This window comes from Chitinophagales bacterium, assembly GCA_020635995.1.
Classification (GTDB): domain Bacteria; phylum Bacteroidota; class Bacteroidia; order Chitinophagales; family UBA8649; genus JAFMKE01.
The window spans coordinates 157,099-178,766 of the sequence record JACJYS010000005.1; the positions used below are offsets into that span (position 1 = coordinate 157,099).

Below are 21,668 nucleotides of genomic sequence, written 5' to 3' on the forward strand. Positions count from 1 at the left end.
AAAACCTCAACTTTAGGGTCTGAGGTTTTTTTATTTTTTATCCAAGCACTATTACTAAATCATCTTGTTGTACCATTTGATTTTCTGCTAAAACAACTTCTAAAACTTTACCCTCATGTGGAGCTACTATGGTACTTTCCATTTTCATAGCTTCAATTAAAAATAAAGGTTGATTTTTAGCAACTTTTTCGCCTGCTTTTACTAAAACTTGCGTAAGTTTTCCCTGCAAAGGAGCACCTATCTCATTATCCCCATTAGCTTTTTTATTACTTATTACTTCTATGTTTAAGCTTTTATCTTGCACTTGAATATGCCTATTTTGACCATTCAACTTAAAATAAACACTTCTGTTTCCATCGGCATCCGGTGCTGTTACGTTTAAGTATTTTACTATAATATTTTTCCCCTCAGATATTTCTATCATTATCTCTTCATTCTGTTTCATGCCATAAAAAAACGTAGGCGTTGGTATTACGCCAACTTCGCCATACGCTACATTAAACTTATGAAAATCGGTATAAACTTTTGGGTATAATTTATAACTTAAAAAATCTAACTCAGTTTTATCTTTTCCAAATTCTTTTTTAAATGCTTTTAATTCTTTTTCAAAATCTACAGGTTCTAAATGCTCATTTGGTCTTTCTGTATAGGGTTTTCTATCTTTTAAAATTATTTTTTGCAAAGCAGAAGGAAAACCGCCATAAGGCTGCCCTAAATCGCCTTTAAAGAAATTTATAACCGAATCGGGAAAGGAAATATCTGCCCCTTTTGTCAAAATATCTTCTTTTGTATATCCATTACTGGTCATAAACATAGCCATATCGCCCACTACTTTGCTTGAAGGTGTTACTTTTATTAATCCCCCAAACATATCATTAGCATCTTTATAATTTTGCTTTATGGTTTCAAATTTATCTTCTATACCAAGCCCTCTTGCTTGCGGACGCAAATTACTATATTGTCCACCTGGTATTTCATTTTCATATACCTGTGCCGTACCTGCTTTCAGTTCAGACTCAAAAGGGTAATAATATTCTCTTACATCTTCCCAGTAATTTGAAAACTCATTCAATTTTGGAATATTAATATCTGTACCTCTTTCATGCTGTTTTAGCATGTTGGCAATAGAGTTAAAATTAGGCTGCGAAGTTAAACCACTCATACTACTTAAAGCCACATCTACCACATCTACACCTGCTTCTACAGCTTTTAAATAAGTAGCAGACTGCACTGAAGAAGTATCGTGTGTATGCAAATGAATAGGAATAGAAATATTTTGCTTTAAAGAAGTAATTAATTTTTCGGCAGCATAAGGCGTTAGCAAGCCAGCCATATCTTTTATGGCTAAAATATGAGCTCCCATATCTTCCAATTCTTTAGCTAAATCAACATAATAATTTAAGTTGAATTTTTGCTTATTTGCATCTAATATATCTCCTGTATAACAGATACAAGCTTCTGCCAAACTGTTGGTTTCTTCTCTAACTGTTTTTATACTTAAAGCCATAGATTTTGTCCAGTTCAGCGAATCAAAAATTCTAAAAATATCCATACCATTTTCAGCAGCTTTTACTATAAAATTTGCTACCAAATTATCGGGATAAGCAGTGTATCCCACAGCATTGCTACTTCTTAAAAGCATTTGAGTGAGTATATTTGGCATAGCTTCTCTAAGCAGTTTAAGCCTCATCCACGGGTCTTCTTTTAAAAAACGCATACACACATCAAAAGTGGCTCCGCCCCATATTTCCATTGAAAAAACTTCAGGGTGATTTTTAGCAAAACTTTCTGCCACAGCCAGCATATCTTTAGTACGCACTCTGGTAGCCAAAAGCGATTGGTGGGCATCTCTAAAAGTGGTATCGGTATATAAAACTTGGTTTTGAGTTTTTATCCAATCAACAAATTTATCTCTCCCCAGTTCTTGCAGTAAGTTTTTTGTTCCTTTAGGGTAATCTTCAAATTTATGGAAAGACGGAACTCTTGGTATTCTAAATTCTTTATTTTCATCTACAAATTTCACATCATTATTGCCATTTACTATTACATCTGCTATATATTTTAATGTTTTAGTGGCTCTATCTCTTTTTTCTGTATAATTAAATAATTCGGGATGATTTTGAATGAAATTTACGGTTTGCTCTCCATTAACAAACACAGGGTGTTGCACTACATTCATCAAAAAAGGAATATTGGTTTTTACGCCTCGTATTCTGTATTCTATTAATGCTCTTGATAATCTTTCTGATGCACCTTTTAGTGTTCTTCCCCATGCCGAAACTTTAACCAGCATACTATCAAAAAATGGAGAAATAGTAACACCTGCATAAGAACTTCCCTCATCTAATCTTATTCCCATTCCCGAGGCACTTCTGTAAGCTATTATGGTTCCATAATCGGGCTGAAAATTATTTTCGGGATCTTCTGTGGTAATTCTACACTGTATAGCAAAGCCCTGGAATGGAACATCTTCTTGATTTTTAATATAAATACTTGGGTGCGTTAATGGCAAACCGCAGGCTATTAAAATTTGAGTTCGTACTATATCTATGCCTGTTACTTCTTCTGTAATGGTATGCTCAACTTGTATTCGGGGATTTACTTCTATAAAGTATATATTTTCCTTTTCGTCAAGCAAAAATTCAACAGTACCGGCATTATAATAATTTACATAATTGCCTATATTTAAGGCATATTTGTATAGTTTTTCTTTAGTTTCTTGTTTTATAGACGGTGCAGGAGCTACTTCCACCACTTTTTGAAATCTACGCTGTACAGAGCAATCTCTTTCATAAAGATGTACCAAATGTCCTTCTTCATCTCCTAATAGTTGAACTTCAATATGCTTAGGATTTGAAATATATTTTTCTAAGAAAATAGTATCTATACCAAAAGCTTTTTTTGCTTCACTTTTAGCTTCCGTAAAGGCTTTTTTAAGTTCTTCATCATTATTAACTACACGCATACCTCTACCGCCACCGCCTGCGGCTGCTTTTACCATTATGGGATAGCCTATTTTTTGAGCTTCTTTTAAAGCCGTATCAGTATTTGAAAGATCTATTTGACTATCTTCAATAACGGGCACATTAACAGCTCTTGCTATCTTTTTAGCGGCCACTTTATCGCCCAGTTGTTCCATGCTTTCTGGCGATGGTCCTATAAATTTAATGCCTGCTTCTCTACATTTTTTAGCAAAAGCTACATTTTCCGATAAAAAACCATACCCCGGATGAATAGCATCAATTTTATTTTGCTTAGCTACGCTAATAATTTCATCTATATCTAAATAAGGCTTTAAAGGTTCTTCATTATTTCCTATTTGATAAGCTTCGTCTGCTTTATATCGGTGCAAAGAATATCTATCTTCAAAGGTGTAAACAGCTACTGTTCTAATTCCAAGTTCTGTAGCTGCTCTAAAAATTCTTATAGCTATTTCGCCTCTATTAGCTACTAAAAGTCTTTTAATTGGTAAATTATTCATCTTGCTCCAAAGGTACAAAATGAAGCATTAAATTAAGCAATAAAAAAGCCATTCCGAAATTCAGAATGGCTTCCCTATTGTTAGCAGTATAAATATATTATTCTACTGATGAAGTATGTTTATTTTTACCAATATTGTAGTTAAAAGTATGAGATACTTTAAACATGGCATAAAAACCTATAGCAGGTGTACCCGGGAAACGTTGGAATTTATAATTTCCAATGTTGTAAAAGTTACCCGATAAAATTGTGTTTTTAGAAAAATTAGGACGGTAAGAAACACTTAAATCAATTAAATTAGCAGCACTAACTTCTCCTACATAAATAGCAGAATTTGCGGGGAAAGCATCTTGCCATCTCCAGTTTATACCTGCACCTAAACCAATATTAGCAATATTAGCTGCTTCTACTGATAATGAAGTTTTGAATTTTGGAGCATTCAATGCTACATATCCATCTGCTGCGCCATCTAAAGCTATTCTATCTTTATTTAAGAAAGAGAACATACCTGAAACAGTTAAATCTGTCTTTTTAATTTTTTGTAAATATGTTGCGCCTATATCTCCACCAAACATACTAACTCTACCTAAATTAAAGTAAGTTAGTACTAGATCAGAATTAACATAATCGCTTTCAGGTGCTAATGTTCCAACTGAAAAATCGTAAATATATCCATTTGAAGTTGGGTCAGAAGGGTCTCCTGCAAGTAAGCCCATAATTTCTTGATATACATTACCATCTCCATTTTGATCTAAATTAATAGAAGCTGAAAGTCCACCAGATAATACATCATTATATGTTAACCCAGGAAGATAATCTTCTTGTAAGTTAGCAGCTATTGTAGTTGCAATTGCGCCAGATAATTGCGTTGGATCAAACTGTACTCTATATGATGCAGGAGTTAATGGACTTGTAAAATTATCAATAATATTGTAGTAAAAATCTGCAGAAACAAAAAACTTATCAGCAATTATACCTTTATAACCTAATTCAAAAGTTTGAGTTACTTCACTTTTAACTGATTCTTTATCAGAAACTGAAGCATAATCAAACTCTTCGTTGGTTATAAAATCATAAACTTTTAAATCAACATTATTAACTGGAGAACTAGCATCTGTTAAACCTGCAGTTAATGCAGTCATTAAACCTTGACCAACAGTTGCTCCTGCCCCTAAAGCTTCTCCTAGTACTGCTCCAATTGATTGTGTAACATCTTGGAATAACAAATAATTTTGAGAATTATCAGCTACATTAAACCAATTACCTCCAGTATTTGTATATGCAGATGGAGCTCTAAATTGGGCATTTCCATCTACACCATAATTATATGAAAAACCAGAAGGATTTCCTAAACCTCTTGCAATAATCCCGTTAGGAATAAATGTATTAGGTAAATCTAATGCAGTTGTTAAAGCAGAAGGTGATGAGAATGCTCGATTATACGTTGCACGTAATGTATGTCTAGTAGTTGGTTTATATACTAAAGCTGCTCGAGGCGAAACCATAAATTCCTTAATTCTATCTTGATAATCACCACGTAAAGCTGCAATTATATCTAATTTTTTAATTGGGTGATATTCCGCTTGCGCATATAATCCATACTGATTTATATTATCATCATCTTCGTATCTTCCATATATTGTTCCATCAGAATTTGGTCTTGTCAATAAGAAATCTACTCCATAAATAAAGTCAAACATTTCTTTTATGTGAGAACTATGCTGCAATTGTATTCCATGAAATTTAGATTTATCTACCAATGTTTGATAATTAAAAGGACCTTCTTGATCGGAAGTTATTTGAGGGATTAAGTAAGTATCACCTGAATTACTAGCATTTAAGAAGTAGTTAAAATACAATTCTTTCCATCTAAATCTTGCTTGACCATAAGCATAACCCCATCCCACACCTTGTGCTGCACCTAAACCAGTTAACTCTAGGTTTGAAGTATTAGCATAACCTGCACTTAAAGTAACATCAATATCTTTTGTTACAGCAAAATCAAATCTTCCGTCAACATTATATTTTCTTAAAAAGAAATCTCTTCCTGCATCTTGTAATCCTCTAGCCGAATCAACTACAAAAGCAGTTCCATCTTTAACAGTTCCAAAATAGTATTTATCTCCCCATGTAGGTTCTCTTGGGTCATAATATTCAAAATCATGACCTTGCATATATCCACCTGATATTTTAAACCCTACTTTATCATTAATTTTTTGAGCATGACGCACACTTGGAGCCCATACACTTCTACTACCTCCTGTAAAACTTATAGTAGTTTCTGCATTATGGTCAGCACTCATAGCTAATGGAGATTTTGTAATTATATGCATTACCCCATTAGAAGCATTAGGACCATACAAAGCAGAACCTGGACCTCTTATAATTTCTATTTTTTCTATATCCTCATTACTACTTGGTAATAATTGAAAAGCATTAACTTTTAATGAAGGTACACGCCCTATTCTATTATCTACCATAGTCAATACTGAACCTGAGAAGATATTATTAAACCCTCTTACAGATACATTTTGAGATACTAAACCTGTTGGCATAACATCTACACCTGGTATTCCTTTTAAGTTATCTGTTGCTGATACTGCAGCTGTGTTTTCAATTTTTTCAGCATTAATTAATGAAACAGAAGCAGGAGCATCAAGCACTCTCTCTTTTCTTTTGGAAGCAGAAATAACTACAGCATCTAAGCCTATTTCATCTACTTCCATTTTAGGATTAATAGCCGTTCCACTGTAAGGAACTTCTTTATCTCTATATCCTACAAATCGGAAAATGATAACCGGATTTTCTTTTGTAAGATTCAATGAAAATTTTCCATCAAAATCTGTGGTAACTCCATTTGTTGTACCTTTTTCAATAACATTAACACCAAACATGGGTTCGTTATTTTCATCTACAACTCTACCTGTTGCAGTTTGTGCAAGTGTAATTCCAGCACATAACATGGCTAGAACAAAAACATAAATTTTCTTCATATTGTCTTTTTTGGTTAAAACAAAACTAAAGAAATTTTTTTAATTATTTTAACAAAAATGAAAGAGAAAGTATTAAAATAAAAAAGGAGTACTAAAAAGCACTCCTTTTCTATTTATTTTATTGATATTTTAATCATTTTGTCCAGCTTTTATGCCCGGATGTGGAGCTGCCGGATTGCTACTTCCTTTATCATTTGGTCCAGCTTGTGTTAAGCTAACTTTTCTTTCTCTATACTGAGCTGCTCTTGAAGTTCCTTCAGCATTAGATTCTCCTTCAAAATTAACGATAAATCTATTTCTGTCTATACCGTAATTTTTATTTAAGTAATCTATAACTGCGTTAACTCTATTCCAAGATAATTGTTCATTATACTTGTCATTATCATCTTTATCAGTCATTCCTGTAGCGTTTATCATCATATCTGGGCAAGAAACCATTTTATCAGCCAATATACTTAAATGAGCATAAAATTCTGGCTTGATATCGTATCTATCTTTATCAAAATGAACAGACGGGAATACAGCATCATCGCATCCACAACATGCTCCACCATTACTATTATCTTCTACTGGAGGTAAAATAGCTACACCTTTTGCATCCACAGGTAATCCTGGTTGAGAGAATGGCTCATCATCTTCATAATCTTTAACCCCATCACCATCACTATCTAAAGCTATACCTTTAGGATTTACAGGAGCACCTTCAGGAGTATTTTCTTCTTGGTCTAATCTATTTGGCACACCATCTTTATCATCATCTTGCAGTAAATCGTTAATAGCTTCTTCTGGATCTGCTTCAGCTAATTTTTGATATGTATAGTGCATAGGATTTAACAGAGTAGTTGATTCTGTTTTCTTTTTACCTATTAATTTGAATGTCAAACCTAAAGTTGTATTGGTGTAGGTGTCATAATCTCTAGTTAAACTTCTAGACCCTCCTCCTGTACCAGTAGAAACAGGCTCTTCCCATCTCATACCATCTACTAAATCATCTCTAGTAAACATCATTCTTGTTTGTAAGTCTAAATTCATAAACCTATTTAAACGGAAAGTCATCCCAAAACCAGCACCAAATACTGGTCTAAAACTATAGCTTCCAATAAAATTTGCATCTTTTGAATTAGGTTGTCCCTCTGCACGAGTTTCATAAACTCCGTTTCTCATAGCATTTAATGCTTTAATAACATCTTTTTTAGATACTCCATCATTATCTACATCTGGCATATTTGCAAGTGAATAATCATAAGGTTGTCCGTTATCATCTAATTGGTCATACCAAGTTTGATATAAAAATCCTCCACCAGTTACAAAGGCATTAAATACAACTTTAGTTCTTTCTTTATGAAAACGTACATTTCCAAAACTAATAACTGCATCTAAAGTAACATCATGAGCTACGGTATGAGAATTATGGAAAATTCTACTACCAACTGCATAATTGTCTCCAAGTTGTCTATCTTTTGTACTATTTATTTGATCAAAAGTTAATGTACTTGCTTTCCAATCTGTATTCCACATCTCCATGAAATCATAATTTAAACGCATAGAAAACATATATGAGAATGGCTTAATAACTGTTACTCCAAAAGTATAACCTGGCACAAAAGGCTTATTCCCTTTAAAAAAGTTTTGACTAACATCTCCATTTACTTGAGAAATACCTCCTCTCAAACCAATTTGCCATGCATTTTTTGGCTTTGCAGGAAAATAGTATTGATTATCCATGTAGGCATCTTGTTGCTTCTTTTTCTTTTTTTGCTGATTAAAGCCTTGCTCTACATCATACAATGGCATTTCAGGTTTAGATACATCACGTCTATCGTCTAACTGATATTTGTCTCCTTCAGGTTCTCCAATGAAAACATCAGCATCATCACCTTTTTTCTTCTTTTTGTCTTTTTTACTTTGCTTTTCTTTCTTTTCTTTCTTAGTTTCTTTGGTATCTGTACCGTCTTGAGCCATTACCCCAGCAACTAACACAAAGCTTAGAAAAATTGTAAATAACTGTTTCATTTTATTTTTAGTTATATTGTTTTCAATAGTTATAAGTGGACAAAACTAAAGTATAATGTTAATAATTACAAATTATCAACACTTTATTTTTTTAAATGCTCCAATAATTATTCCCTCTTATTACGGAGTTTAAATACTCTTTGTTACTAACTGATAATTTTTCTTTCTTTTGTTTAGCCAATTTATTTTCATAAATAACGCCAAACAACTTTGGAAATTTCTCATCAATATCTACAACACTACAAAGAATATTAGCCTTTATTTTATCCTTACTGTCATGAATCCACAAATCGTTATCACTAACATCTGCTCTATTCACAACAATAGGTGTTAATCCATCAAATTTTATGCCTAATTCTTCATTCTCTCCAAAAATTAATGGTTTTTCATCTTCTAAAAATAGTGTATTCCTTTTTTGAAGTGCTTTATCTGTATAGTTTTCAAATGTGCCATCGTTAAAAATATGGCAATTTTGGTAAATTTCTAAAAAGGAAGCCCCTTCGTGATTTTTAGTTTCTATAAGCATATTTTGCAGGTGCTTAGCTTCTCTGTCTATTGACCGAGCCACAAAAGTAGCTCCAGCACCCAACACCAAACTCAATGTATTAAAAGGCTTAGTGTCATTTCCAAAAGGACTGGATTTTGTTATCAAATTTTGTTTTGATGTTGGAGAATATTGCCCTTTTGTTAATCCGTAAATTTCATTATTAAAAAGTAAAACATTTACATCTATATCTCTTCGCAATAAATGTATTAAATGATTTCCACCTATAGATAAAGCATCTCCGTCTCCTGTAACAATCCAAACATCTAAATCCGGTCTTGTCTTTTTAAGCCCTGTAGCTATGGCGGTAGCCCTACCATGAATACTGTGCATTCCGTAGGTGTTCATATAATAAGGAAACCTTGAGGAACAACCTATCCCCGAAATAAAAACTGTTTTATCCGAATTAGCACCCGTTTTAGCCAATACCATTTGGGTTTGTTTCAGTATAGCAAAATCTCCACATCCGGGACACCACCTAATATCTTGGTCGCTTGCAAAATCCTTTGCTGTTAGCTTTTCACTCATCTGCACCTCCTAATCCTATTATTTGCTCTACTTTATCTACTATTTCTTGAGTTTTGAAAGGAACACCTTGTATTTTGTTTAACTTTAAAAACTTATAATTAGTAAAATTAGTTTGAAGCAATTTTATCAATTGCCCCGTATTTAATTCCGGGACTAATATATATTTGTATTTACTAAAATAATCTTCTAAGTTTTGAGGGAAAGGGTTGATAAAATCTATCTGGATATGTCCTACTTTATAAGCATTATTGTTTAATAACTTTGTAGCTGTTTTTATAGCTCCATAAGTATTTCCCCAGCCTACTATTAATAAATCGCCCGCTTCAACGCCACTATTAAGCTCTTGTTTTGGTAATATTTTTTGAACATTAGCAACTTTTTGCTGCCTAATATTGGTCATTAACTGATGATTTTCCGGCACATAACTTACATTTCCTGTATTGTATTCCTTCTCTAAACCACCAATTCTGTGTGTTTTACCTTCTGTGCCCGGCACTACCCAATCTCTAACTAAATTTTCATTTCTTTTATATGGTAAAAAAGTATTTTCATCCTGCTCAATATTTTTTTGCAAATTAATTTCAGGTAAATCTTCTAATTGCTGTATTTTCCATGGCTCACTACCATTAGCTAAATATCCATCGCTTAAAAAAATAACGGGTGTCATATATTCTATGGCTATTTTAGAAGCCCAATAAACCTGCTGAAAACAATTGGAAGGACTATGAGCAGCAATTATAGGTAATGGCGAATCTCCATTTCTTCCGTACATAGCAAAAAGCAAATCTGACTGCTCTGTTTTAGTAGGCATACCCGTTGAAGGCCCTGCTCTTTGTACATCTACTACCACTAAAGGCAGTTCTAACATTAAGGCTAAATTAATTGCCTCAGATTTTAAAGCCAACCCCGGCCCCGAAGTTCCTGTAGTACCCAACGCTCCACCAAAAGATGCTCCTATGGCGGCACTAACAGCGGCTATTTCATCTTCTGCTTGAAAACACGATACGTTTCCGCCCTCTTTTGTGTGTTTAGACAGCTCATGCAAAATATCTGAAGCTGGTGTAATAGGATAGCTTCCGTAAAACAAAGGTAAATTTGCATTTGCTGCGGCAGCCATCAGTCCATACGCTGTAGCTTGATTGCCCATTATATTTCTATATACACCTTTTTCTTTCTCTATAGGTTTTATAGTTGTTTTAAAAGCAAAAAGTTCCGCTGTTTCGCCATAATAATATCCCGATTTTAAAGCTATCTCATTAGCCTCTTTTATATTGTTTTTAAACTTTTTGTCTATAAAATTGAGTACTGAATCTAAATCTCGGTTATAAATCCACAGCAATAAACCCAAAACGAACATATTTTTACTTCTTAGCTTCTCTTTAGGTTCTATGTCTATATTTTCTAAAGCTAAAATGGTTTGTTCTGTAATATCTAAAGTAATTAATTTATAGGGTGCAAAAACATCATTTTCCAATAGGTTTTCATTAGGGTTATATCCTGCCAATCTTAAATTTTTAGTATCAAACCCCGCTTTATCGGCTATTACTATGCCGCCTTTTTTTAAAGATTTTAAAGAATCTTTTATTGCCGCAGCATTCATTGCTACTAAAACATCGTATTCATCTCCCGGAGAATGAATATCGTAGCTACCAAAATTTATTTGAAAACCCGACACGCCATGTATCGTTCCTTGCGGTGCTCTTATTTCTGCCGGATAATTGGGGAAAGTTGTGAAATCATTGCCATATAAAGCTGTGTTATTTGTAAACTGTGTACCTGTTAATTGCATTCCATCGCCAGAATCTCCGGCAAATTTTATAACAATATTTTCTTTTTCTTCGGACATTTTAATATGCTCTTTTATTGATACCTTCCATAAAATAAATAAATGATTTATTAACTACTTTATTGCCTCCCGGTGTTGGATAGTTTCCTGTAAAATACCAATCGCCTAAATTATTAGGGCAAGCTAAATTTAGCTCTTCAACACTTTGAAAGATAACCTGCACTTCAGAAAAAATATGTTTTGGCTTAACTATTTCACTTATTTTATCCGAAATTTCATCATCTGCATATAAATCGTAAAGCTCTTTTACGTAATTTTTCTCTTTTGAAGTTCCCTCTCTAAATGCTGTTTTGCATTTATCATAAACTTCTTTAAGCATATATTCTTTATTGTCTTGCTTTAAAAGTGCCAATAAAGCTCTAAATGCTATAAAATCTTGCATCTTACTCATATCTATTCCATAGCAATCGGGATATCTTATTTGCGGAGCAGAGGAAACAATTATTATTTTTTTGGGTCCTAATCTATCTAAAATAGACAATATACTTTTTTGTAAAGTTGTTCCTCTTACTATGGAGTCATCTAACATTACCAGCGTGTCTATATTTCGTTTTATAGAATCGTAAGTAATATCATAAACGTGCGAAACCATTTCGTCTCTTGCAGCATCTTCCGTAATGAATGTTCTCATTTTTACGTCCTTAACTGCTATTTTTTCTACTCTTGGTTTTAATCTTAATAATTGGTTTAATTTTTCAGTATCTAAATTAGGATTTTTTGCTATTTCCTTTACTTTATACTGATTAATATGCTCTTCTACTCCTTTTAACAAGCCATAAAAAGCTACTTCTGCGGTATTGGGTATAAAAGAAAAAACTGTATTATCATAGTCATAATTTACAGCTTTCATTACTTTATTAGTGAGTCTATATCCTAAACTCAATCTTTCTTTATAAATATCGGCATCTGTCCCTCTGGAGAAATAAATACGCTCAAAACTACAAGATTTCTTTTCTTTTTCCGGCAAACACCTTTGCATGCTTATTTTACCATCTTTTTTAATAATAAGAGCATTGCCTGCCGGTATTTCTTTAACTTTTTCGGTGGTTAAATTAAAAGTGGTTTGAATAGCCGGTCTTTCTGACGCTACTACGACTACTTCATCATCGGCATAATAATATCCCGGTCTTATTCCATGGGCATCTCGTAGCACAAAAGCATCGCCACTGCCCACTAATCCTGCCATTAAAAATCCTCCGTCAAAATCTTTAGCAGCACTTTTTAAAATGGTGGCTATATCTAACTCTTTTTCTATAAAATCGCTTAATGTTTTATTATCGTATTGGTTGGCTTTATATTTATCAAAAATACGCTGCACATCTCTATCAAGATAATGCCCTATTTTTTCCATTACCGTTATAGTATCTCTTTCTTCTATAGGATGCTGACCTATATTTATTAAAAACTGTATAAGCTCATCTACATTGGTAAGATTAAAATTTCCTGCCATTACTAAATTTCGGCTTCGCCAATTATTAGTACGTATAAAAGGATGACAAGATTCTATAGTATTGCCACCATGTGTGCCGTATCTTAAATGACCTAAATATAACTCTCCAACAGAAGTAACATTTTCTTTTAACCAACTTCCTGTTATATTATTTTTAGGTATTCCTTTTGTAGATTTATTAAATTCTTTAAAAACTCTTCTGAAAATATCTTGTATAGGCTGTTGCTTTACGCTTCTTATCCTTTCTATGTATTTTTGCCCCGGTTTTGTGTCAAATTTCACATAAGCTATTCCCGCACCGTCTTGACCTCTATTGTGCTGTTTTTCCATTAGCAAATACATCTTATTTAGGGCGTAAGATGCTGTTCCATATTTATCTAAATAGTACTGAACAGGCTTTAAAAGCCTTACCATAGCTATACCACATTCGTGTTTTATAGAATCACTCATAAAAGATGGGGCAAAGGTACATAATTTTAGATTGTATAATGATTTATATTTGTGTTAATCAACATTAAATGTTAGCTTCTAAACCAAATATGTTTTCTAATAAACTTACCTTTGCAAAAAATAGTTTCTGACATGAATAATGATATACCAAAATTTGTAGAAATATATACCGAAAGTACGCCTAATCCTAAAATGCTGAAGTTTGTAGCCAGCCATGTATTTTTTCCTAATCAAATGATAGAATGTAAAACTATAGAAGAAGCTAAAGATTCGCCTTTGGCTCAAGCTCTTTTTCAGTTTGATTACATAGAAGCCGTATTTATTTCAAACAATTTTGTAACTATAAGTAAAAAAGAAACTGAAGAAGAATGGTTTGAATTGTCTTTTGAATTAAAAGCTTTTTTGAAAGAATATTTATTGAGCAATAAAGAAATTGTAACTGCATCTTTTATAGAAAAACAGCAAAAAGCAAATAATGAAAAAAATGCTCAGTTAGATGATGTTGACAAAAAAATAATTGGCTTATTAGAAAAATATGTTAAGCCTGCGGTAGAATTAGACGGAGGAAACATAGCTTTTAAAAATTATAATGACGGTGTAGTAACTCTAACTATGCAAGGAGCGTGTGCCGGCTGCCCAAGTAGCACTGTTACGCTTAAAGACGGCATAGAAGCCATGCTAAAAAGAATGGTGCCGGAAGTAACAGAAGTGCAAGCAGAAACAGAATAACAACTTTATCTTCTTTATTTTTTATTTATTGATTTATAAAATAATTTCACATTGTTAGATACCATTACTTACTCAATTTTTTGGTTTTTTATATTAGCTGTTGCCTTATACACTTTATTGCGTTCTGCGGATTATTTTGTAGAAACTGCTGAAAAATTTGGTTTAAAATTTAAAATTCCTGCTTTTATAGTGGGAGCTACGGTTGTAGCTTTTGGCACTTCTCTACCCGAACTTGCCGTAGGCGTTATTTCTGTTTTACAAGATGAATCGGATATTGTTACAGGAACAGTGGTAGGTTCTAATATTAGCAATATTCTTTTTATTATTGGTGTAGGCATAGCTTTAAGTAGTGGTTTAAAAATAGATTTTAACAAACAAAAAGTTGAATTTTTAATACTAATTGCTACAACCTTAATTTGCTCATACTTTTTGTATGATAAACAAATGACAACCATAGAAGCCATTATATGCTTATTAATGCTATTGGCTTATTTAATTTATGTTATCAAATTTTCTAAAAGTGAAGAGGAAGAAGAGCAAAGTGAAGATGAAAAATTTAATGCTATAAAAATAGCTTTGTTTATTGCCAGTATTGGTGGTATTTGGCTGGGAGCAAAGTTTGTAACCGATGCTATAGTTAACATCAGCTCACGTTTAAATTTAGGTAGCGATGTAATATCTCAAACCGTAGTGGCTTTAGGTACTTCTTTGCCTGAACTGGCGGTAACAATATCTGCTACAAGAAAAAAGAAGTTTGGGATAGTATTAGGCAATGTTATAGGTTCTAATATTTTTAATTTATTGGCAGTACTTTCTATTCCTGCTATTGTGGGCAATTTAACTCATCATTTTTACGTAGTAAAAGACAATTCTTTTAATACTTTTAGCATTCCTATTATGATAGGTGCTACACTATTACTTGTTCTTTTGTCCTTATTAAAACAAACGCCACGTGTAGCGGGTTTTATTTTTATACTGCTTTATTTGTTTTTTATGGTAGGTTCTTTTTTGAAGATTGAATTGTTGTAGTATAATTTCATTTTATATTAATAATTTATATTTTAAGACATAGTCTTTGGACATTAAAGTAATTTTAGTTACAATTTATCTTCTTTTTACCTTTGTCTTGACACAAAGGTAACCAAAGGTCAAGACTGTAATCAAAAACACTAAAATGCTATAAAACAGACGATGACAAATTAATGTATGCTCAATTTTAATTTTGCCATAGTGGTTCTACTTGTAGGAGCATACTAATTTGTCTGTTTACATTTTTATAATTTCATTTATTTTGGATGTCTGTTTTACACCATTTCTTAACGTATTTTTGATTAAGGTCGGGTAAAAATGCACCTCAAGTTTAATAAGTGGAATAATACCGTTTAGGAATATATAATAGTCCAATATCGGCATTTACCATTGTAACACACAATATAGATTAGACTATTTTGCATTAACAGTTAGTATCATTTTCTGGTGTTCCAAAATATTTCCACAGCAAAACAGCTGATGTAGCACCCAAAATTGGAGCAACTATATACAACCAAAGGTTATTAAGATTGCAGGCAACTACAGCAGGGCCAATACTTCTGGCGGGATTGATAGACGCTCCTGAAATAGGTCCTGCAAACAAAATAATGGCAACTATAACCAAACCAACTACTAAACCTGTTAAATGCTCTGTTTCTTTTTTAGCTGTAATACCTAAAACTGTCAATAGCAAGATAAAAGTCATTATAAACTCTAAAACAAAAGATTGTAAAACACTACCCGAAGGCATAGTGCCACCCATAGTTTCCGTTTCCGGAAATAGAATTTTCAACAAAGCACTTGCCGCAATTGCCCCAATAATTTGAGTAAGCAAATACCCAAGCACTTCTTTTTTTGGCATTAAACCTCCTATAGCTAAGCTAATAGTAACCGCAGGGTTAATATGTGTACCCGAAATAGGACCAAATACATAAATTAATGCTGCCACTACTAAACCCCACGCAAAAGAAATGCCTACCAAGCCCAAACTGCCATCGGTTTGCACATTTACTATAACAGACCCCGTGCCCAAAAAAACTAATAAAAAAGTGCCTATAAATTCTGCTATGTATTTTTTCATAATGCTTGGTTTTTAATTTTTGTAGTTAGTAAAAATAAGAAATACCCATATTTTAGTTTACTCTTTCTTAGGTTCACTAAATTTTCTTGAAGTTTCTTCTGCATCTATATCTTTTTGGTAGCTAACTATGTTTTCTATTTTTGAACCACCTTTAACATGTAAATCTCGCTGAGGGAACGGAATTTCTATATTGTATTTTCTAAATGCCGCATCTATCATAAAATGTATATCACTCTTAACATCTTCTATTTTTTGATATTCATTGCTCCAAAACAGCAACTGAAAATCTAAAGATGAATCGCCAAAATTTACAAATCTCACAAATGCACCGGGGAGCACCTTGCTATGTCTTTCGGCACATTCAAGGAGTACTTTTTTAACTAAATGCGTATCGCTACCATAAGCCACACCTACTGGCACAATGTGAAGTGTTGTTTTATTAAAATGGCTAAGGTTTATTACATTATTTACCGTTATTTGCGAATTGGGAACTATAATAGAAATATTTCTTCGGGTGGTAATTAAAGAAGTTCTCATTCCTATTTTTTTAACCACACCTTCCATCTCTCCCACTTTTATCCAGTCGCCTTTCTGTACTGAGCCTTCCATAAGCAGAATAATACCTGAAGCAAAATCGTTAAATGTTTGTTGCAAACCTAAACCTATACCTACTAAAAGTGCCGCACCGGCTGCCCATAGTTTAGATATTTTAAAACCCAGTGTTTGTACTACCAACAAAAAAGCAATAATTACCAGCACATATTTTATTAACTGTTTTATGGCATAAACCCTGCCCGGCTCTATTTTTCTTCTTTTAAAATACGGGTTTAAAACAAATCGTACTAATAATATGTATGCTACCATAATAAACAACACTATTAATACCGATAGTATAATATTTTCTAAGTAAAAAGGAGTGTCCTTTATAGTAAATAGCTTAAATTTTAATATGCTTTCTAACATACGATGCTAAAATACAACTTTTGCATTACTATCTACATTAAAGTTTAAAACAAAGTAGGAAATTATCTCTTGTACTTTTCAAGGTGTTCTTATCTTGAATATAGATAAGTAGCCCTTTAAGTTTTTTAACCAATAAATTTGAAAATAAGAAATAAATAATATATCTTGCACTCCGTACAAACGAAATATATATGACATAAGCGTTTGTATATACAATTGTTGTGCATTACCTAAAAAGAATAACTAACCATACAAATGATACAGACAGTACGATTATCTACTTTTGACAGATTACTAAACATTCATCAATCTGTTAAACTTGAAGAACTCACAAAGTTGAATAAAAGAATGTTAGATGTTCAGGTTCATCAAAGCAAACAACTTAATGCTCTAAATAAACAACTATCAGAAACAACACAACTAAATAAACAAATTTTAGATAACCAAATTGCTGAGATTACTTTAAAAGAAGAACAGAGATTTTATAAATCATTAGCATTTAATAATATTCAAATATTAGAATTAATAAATAATATTCAACTTCCAAAATTAAAAAAGTACTTTGTTGAAACATATTATTTACGATTAAAAAAAAGTTTTGAAGACGCTATCCAAATATTAGAAGAAATTTCAGATAAGTCAGAAATCAAAGAACATATGAAAATTCTGAAAGATTTAAAAAATGAAAGTTCCGCAAATAGCGATTTATCAAAAACAGTTTTAGACAATTTAAATTCAGAGTTAGCAAAATATCAAAAACTAGAAAATGATTATAATCAAAAAATCACTGAATCTTATCGTAGATTACAATTAATAGAAATACCTTCAAAAGGTTTGTTTGGTTTGAATAAATCAAGACATTATGAACAAAAAGAGTTAAAAAATAAGCAATTATTCAATTATGAAAATTTAAGGAAAGAAAAAGAGAATGTTTTAAACAATCATTCATTACATAAATCTTTGAAATATCTTGAAGACAATTATCCGACTTTTGAAACAATATCTGAAGAAATTCAAACTTTTGATAAAAGTTTGAATGATAAGTTTTTTCCAAAACCAAAAATAATTTTGACGGATGAACAGAAAAGAAACAATTTCTTTTTAAAGGCCTGTAAAGCAATTATTTTAAATAAACAGGGTTCAGTTTCTTTAATACAAAGGACTCTTAAAGTGGGTGTAAAACAGGCAACGAAGATTTTGGATGAAATGGAAACTACAGGTTTGGTTAAACCAAATGCAGATGGCAGTATCAGAAAAGTAGTTATAGATGATTACAAGGAATTTGAAAAAATATTAAATGAATAGGCGAATGCACAATATAGTAGACGGCTCTCCCCATAGTTGAGGAGAGTGCACCTCTCAACTAAGCGAAGCGTTCTCATGAATACCGCTGAAAAAACATTTTATTATAAATATACCACTATACGTATGGTTCACAGGCTGTATGCGGTGGTTAGATTCACGTCCCCACCAAGCTCTTTTCACCTTGATGGATAGCCCGTAATTTAAGCATGAGCTATATTGGCTCATGACCAATACCCTCATGCACATTATAGACACATATATGTAAGTCGTTGTACCACATACTGAACAAAATTTGGACAATCAAAACCAATTTGAAATAATTTTTTAAATTTATAGAAAATTTAAAGTTGGATGGAAACAATTAGAATAGAAATACTAAACCCAAAAGCTAAAAATCTTTTGAAAGATTTAGCTGATTTGAACTTAATCAAAATAAATAATGAAAATGCCAAATATGATTTTTCTGCACTTCTAAAGAAATTAAGATCTAAATCATCAAGCAATCAAATTTCACTTGAAGAAATAACAAAAGAAGTTGAGGAAGTTAGAGAAAATAGGTATGAGAAAAAGTAAAATAATTCTTGACACAAATCTTTGGATTAGTTTTCTGATTACCAAAAACTTAAATTCTCTTGACAAATTAATAATTAATGGGAATATTCAATTGGTTTTTTCAAATGAATTGTTGGAAGAATTTGTAGATGTTGTAAGCCGACCAAAATTTAAAAAATACTTCACGAAAAAGGATATTGAAAAAGTACTCAAACTTTTTGAAGAATATGGAATACTCGTAAAAGTAAAATCAGATGTCAAAATATGCCGAGACGAAAAGGATAATTTTCTGCTAAATCTCTCAATAGATTCTAAAGCTGATTACTTGATAAGTGGAGATAAGGATTTATTGATTTTAGAGAAAATTGAAAAAACAAAAATTATAACATTTAGTGATTTTTTAAACGGAATTAAATAAATGCTGACACAATTTAAAAAATAAGATTATGAAAATAAAACCTATAAAAACAGAACAAGATTACGAAAAAGCACTATAGAGACTATAGCTAATGCTATGTTGTACTTTAGATTGTTTCGTTCGTGCCTCACTCACAAGGACGTGTTTGCGTAGGTTCGTCTTTGCGAACGGAGTGAAGCAATCTTATATCTATTAGGAATATATCGGCATTTACTATTGTAAAACATAAAATAGATTAGACTATTTTGTGTTGGTATAAGGTAATAACAATACTATAAAGGCTTTGTAACATTCGCATAGCCTTTTTTGTACCTTTGTGGTCTATTAAAGGGACTTTTAATATGAGTGATAAGATTATTCAAAGCAAAGATTATAAAGATTGGTCAGCATTTATTTCCAACAAAATAAAACTCGCCCAAACCCGAACAGCATTAAAAGTCAATACCGAAATGCTCACGCTTTATTGGGAAATCGGGAACTCTATTCTTGAAAAACAAAATCAAAACGGCTGGGGAAGCAAAGTAATTGACCTTTTGGCTATAGATTTAGCTGAAAACTTCCCTGAAAATTCAGGCTTTTCGGTAAGAAACCTCAAATATATGAGAGCTTTTGCCGAAGCCTATCCTCATTTTCCAATCGTGCAAGTTCCACTTGCACAATCAGAAAATGAATTTGTGCAAGTACCACTTGCACAAATAACCTGGTATCATCACATCAGTCTATTAACAAAAGTAAAAGATACCACAAAAAGAGCTTTTTATATAAGTGAAACAGCCAAAAACGAATGGAGCAGAGATGTAATGCTCTTACAAATACAAAGCAAACTTTACGAAAGAGACAGCAAGGCATTGAACAATTTTGAAAATACCTTGCCCGATTATCAATCCGACTTGGCAAAAAGTATTTTTAAAGACCCTTACAATTTTGATTTTCTGATGCTTTATAGAAAAGCCAAAGAAGTAGAAATTGAAAATCTATTGACACAAAAAATCACAGATTTTCTATTGGAATTAGGAAAAGGTTTTGCATTTGTAGGCAGACAATACGCTGTTGAAGTGGACAATACCGATTATAAAATTGATTTGCTTTTTTATCATACCGTTTTACACGCCTATGTTGTGATAGAACTTAAAGCAGGTGAATTTTTGCCCGAGTATGTTTCTAAACTCAACTTTTACATTAGTGCTATTGACGATAAGCTAAAAACACCAACAGACGAGCCAACTATCGGACTTTTGTTGTGTGCATCAAAAAGCAAGGTAAAAGTAGAATACGCTATGCGTGGCTTAGACAAACCTTTAGGAGTTGCTTCCTATCAATTAGAACGGTTAGTAAAGGAAAATATAGACAAACTAAACAACAACGAAGAACAATAGCCCGAAGAAAGCCCTCCGTTAACAATATAATACCAATCTTTGTTAACACAAAATAGATTAGACGATTTTGTGTTAATTGGTATAAAATGAAAATCAGAAAGGTTGCCAACTATGGAATAAAAGATTCTTCACTCCACTTCGTTCCGTTCTGAATGACGAGTGCCTTGAGAATTTGAGTAGATTTAATGTTAAAACAATACTCCTAAACGCAATTTTATTTCGCTAAGGGTTACTCTTGAATTGTCAGACTTTGTAATGTCTATTAATCCATGACTGTATTCTATACCTGCTACGGCTCTTAAATTGTCTTTTAAAAACCAATGTATTCCTGCACCCACATTAAAAGGTACATCATAAAAAAATACATCTTTTTTTACTTTAGCATCAAAAGCCGCATCTTTATTGCCTCCCGGTCTTATATTAGCTCTTGCACCTAAGTTAAACCTATTGGTTATTCCCACTAAAGCATATATATTGTAGTTATTAATGTCGTTGGTTTTCAACTTTAAATTAATAGGCAACTCTAAATACTGTAGCTTGTACTTAGAAATACTGTTGGGTAGCATTGCCACAGGAATATCCGAATCGTAATAAGTGCTTTTTAAAGCATATAAACTTTTATTTTCTACTCTAAAAGTTCTGTAGCTCCCTCCTAATCCTGTGTTTAAAGCAAAGCGGTCGCTAATATCCCAATCTACCATTAAACCGTAGCCTATTCCACCGCCTATACCTTTGTTTTTATCTAAATTTGGAGTAATAGCAAATTCTATAGCGGGATCAACGTACAAACCTATATTTACAGTACGCTGTGCTTTGTTTTGCCCTACGCTTATTAATGTTATTATTGCTGTTAAAAGTATTATTTTTTTCATTATAATGTTATGTTTTTTATTGATTACTAACACTTTAAG

At 32.3% G+C, this 21,668-nt stretch carries 15 protein-coding genes; 6 read left to right on the top strand and 9 right to left on the bottom strand.

Features of this window, described 5'->3' with window-relative positions; translation table 11 throughout:
- Positions 1-37: 37 nt before the first annotated feature.
- From H6578_09165 to H6578_09190, 6 genes are all read right to left on the bottom strand, one after another.
- Entirely contained in the window at positions 38-3,481 is a 3,444-nt protein-coding gene (locus H6578_09165; GenBank protein MCB9227319.1) for a pyruvate carboxylase, read from the bottom strand.
- A 97-nt stretch (positions 3,482-3,578) separates the two neighbouring features.
- Positions 3,579-6,443, bottom strand: a complete 2,865-nt coding sequence (locus H6578_09170; GenBank protein MCB9227320.1) for a TonB-dependent receptor — start codon at positions 6,441-6,443, stop codon at positions 3,579-3,581.
- Positions 6,444-6,602: 159 nt separating this feature from the next.
- A complete protein-coding gene (locus H6578_09175; protein ID MCB9227321.1) occupies positions 6,603-8,486 on the bottom strand; it encodes an OmpA family protein in 1,884 nt (627 codons plus the stop codon).
- A 91-nt stretch (positions 8,487-8,577) separates the two neighbouring features.
- On the bottom strand, positions 8,578-9,558 hold the full coding sequence (locus H6578_09180) for a 2-oxoacid:ferredoxin oxidoreductase subunit beta (protein MCB9227322.1): 981 nt from the start codon (positions 9,556-9,558) through the stop codon (positions 8,578-8,580).
- Positions 9,551-11,404: a 2-oxoacid:acceptor oxidoreductase subunit alpha gene (locus H6578_09185; protein ID MCB9227323.1), complete on the bottom strand. Its 1,854-nt coding sequence runs from the start codon at positions 11,402-11,404 to the stop codon at positions 9,551-9,553. The genes H6578_09180 and H6578_09185 overlap by 8 nt, the downstream gene beginning before the upstream one ends.
- A 1-nt stretch (position 11,405) precedes the next feature.
- Entirely contained in the window at positions 11,406-13,304 is a 1,899-nt protein-coding gene (locus H6578_09190; protein ID MCB9227324.1) for an amidophosphoribosyltransferase, read from the bottom strand.
- Positions 13,305-13,436: 132 nt separating this feature from the next.
- Here H6578_09190 and H6578_09195 point away from each other — a divergent pair, with 132 nt between their 5' ends.
- Positions 13,437-14,033 carry a NifU family protein gene (locus H6578_09195; protein MCB9227325.1) on the top strand — a complete coding sequence of 199 codons (597 nt, stop codon included), beginning with the start codon at positions 13,437-13,439 and terminating at the stop codon, positions 14,031-14,033.
- 51 nt (positions 14,034-14,084) lie between these two features.
- The gene (locus H6578_09200; GenBank protein MCB9227326.1) at positions 14,085-15,062 is read left to right on the top strand and encodes a calcium/sodium antiporter; all 978 of its coding nucleotides are present in this window, start codon (positions 14,085-14,087) and stop codon (positions 15,060-15,062) included.
- 424 nt (positions 15,063-15,486) lie between these two features.
- Here H6578_09200 and H6578_09205 read toward each other — a convergent pair whose 3' ends face one another.
- Both H6578_09205 and H6578_09210 read right to left on the bottom strand, forming a co-directional pair.
- Positions 15,487-16,143, bottom strand: a complete 657-nt coding sequence (locus H6578_09205; protein MCB9227327.1) for an aquaporin — start codon at positions 16,141-16,143, stop codon at positions 15,487-15,489.
- 57 nt (positions 16,144-16,200) lie between these two features.
- Positions 16,201-17,106, bottom strand: coding sequence for a mechanosensitive ion channel (locus H6578_09210; GenBank protein ID MCB9227328.1), 906 nt, complete (start codon positions 17,104-17,106; stop codon positions 16,201-16,203).
- Between the two features lie 255 nt (positions 17,107-17,361).
- On the opposite strand from H6578_09210, the gene H6578_09215 reads away from it, so the two are divergent.
- From H6578_09215 to H6578_09230, 4 genes are all read left to right on the top strand, one after another.
- Positions 17,362-18,411: a hypothetical protein gene (locus tag H6578_09215; GenBank protein MCB9227329.1), complete on the top strand. Its 1,050-nt coding sequence runs from the start codon at positions 17,362-17,364 to the stop codon at positions 18,409-18,411.
- Between the two features lie 351 nt (positions 18,412-18,762).
- Positions 18,763-18,984: a hypothetical protein gene (locus tag H6578_09220; GenBank protein MCB9227330.1), complete on the top strand. Its 222-nt coding sequence runs from the start codon at positions 18,763-18,765 to the stop codon at positions 18,982-18,984.
- Positions 18,971-19,381 (top strand): putative toxin-antitoxin system toxin component, PIN family, encoded by a 411-nt coding sequence (locus H6578_09225; GenBank protein ID MCB9227331.1) that lies wholly within the window; start codon positions 18,971-18,973, stop codon positions 19,379-19,381. The genes H6578_09220 and H6578_09225 overlap by 14 nt, the downstream gene beginning before the upstream one ends.
- Before the next feature lie 341 nt (positions 19,382-19,722).
- Positions 19,723-20,757 carry a DUF1016 domain-containing protein gene (locus H6578_09230; protein MCB9227332.1) on the top strand — a complete coding sequence of 345 codons (1,035 nt, stop codon included), beginning with the start codon at positions 19,723-19,725 and terminating at the stop codon, positions 20,755-20,757.
- A 188-nt stretch (positions 20,758-20,945) separates the two neighbouring features.
- Here the strand turns inward: H6578_09230 and H6578_09235 are convergent, their stop codons facing one another.
- A complete protein-coding gene (locus tag H6578_09235; protein ID MCB9227333.1) occupies positions 20,946-21,629 on the bottom strand; it encodes an outer membrane beta-barrel protein in 684 nt (227 codons plus the stop codon).
- Positions 21,630-21,668: the final 39 nt, after the last annotated feature.

Coding starts and splice junctions, on each gene's coding strand:
- H6578_09210 (MCB9227328.1), bottom strand. CDS start 17,106: ATGTTAGAAAGCATATTAAAATTTAAGCTATTTACTATAAAGGACACT.
- H6578_09175 (MCB9227321.1), bottom strand. CDS start 8,486: ATGAAACAGTTATTTACAATTTTTCTAAGCTTTGTGTTAGTTGCTGGG.
- H6578_09220 (MCB9227330.1), top strand. CDS start 18,763: ATGGAAACAATTAGAATAGAAATACTAAACCCAAAAGCTAAAAATCTT.
- H6578_09190 (MCB9227324.1), bottom strand. CDS start 13,304: ATGAGTGATTCTATAAAACACGAATGTGGTATAGCTATGGTAAGGCTT.
- H6578_09165 (MCB9227319.1), bottom strand. CDS start 3,481: ATGAATAATTTACCAATTAAAAGACTTTTAGTAGCTAATAGAGGCGAA.
- H6578_09205 (MCB9227327.1), bottom strand. CDS start 16,143: ATGAAAAAATACATAGCAGAATTTATAGGCACTTTTTTATTAGTTTTT.
- H6578_09225 (MCB9227331.1), top strand. CDS start 18,971: ATGAGAAAAAGTAAAATAATTCTTGACACAAATCTTTGGATTAGTTTT.
- H6578_09230 (MCB9227332.1), top strand. CDS start 19,723: ATGAGTGATAAGATTATTCAAAGCAAAGATTATAAAGATTGGTCAGCA.
- H6578_09215 (MCB9227329.1), top strand. CDS start 17,362: ATGATACAGACAGTACGATTATCTACTTTTGACAGATTACTAAACATT.
- H6578_09170 (MCB9227320.1), bottom strand. CDS start 6,443: ATGTTATGTGCTGGAATTACACTTGCACAAACTGCAACAGGTAGAGTT.
- H6578_09180 (MCB9227322.1), bottom strand. CDS start 9,558: ATGAGTGAAAAGCTAACAGCAAAGGATTTTGCAAGCGACCAAGATATT.
- H6578_09195 (MCB9227325.1), top strand. CDS start 13,437: ATGAATAATGATATACCAAAATTTGTAGAAATATATACCGAAAGTACG.
- H6578_09235 (MCB9227333.1), bottom strand. CDS start 21,629: ATGAAAAAAATAATACTTTTAACAGCAATAATAACATTAATAAGCGTA.
- H6578_09185 (MCB9227323.1), bottom strand. CDS start 11,404: ATGTCCGAAGAAAAAGAAAATATTGTTATAAAATTTGCCGGAGATTCT.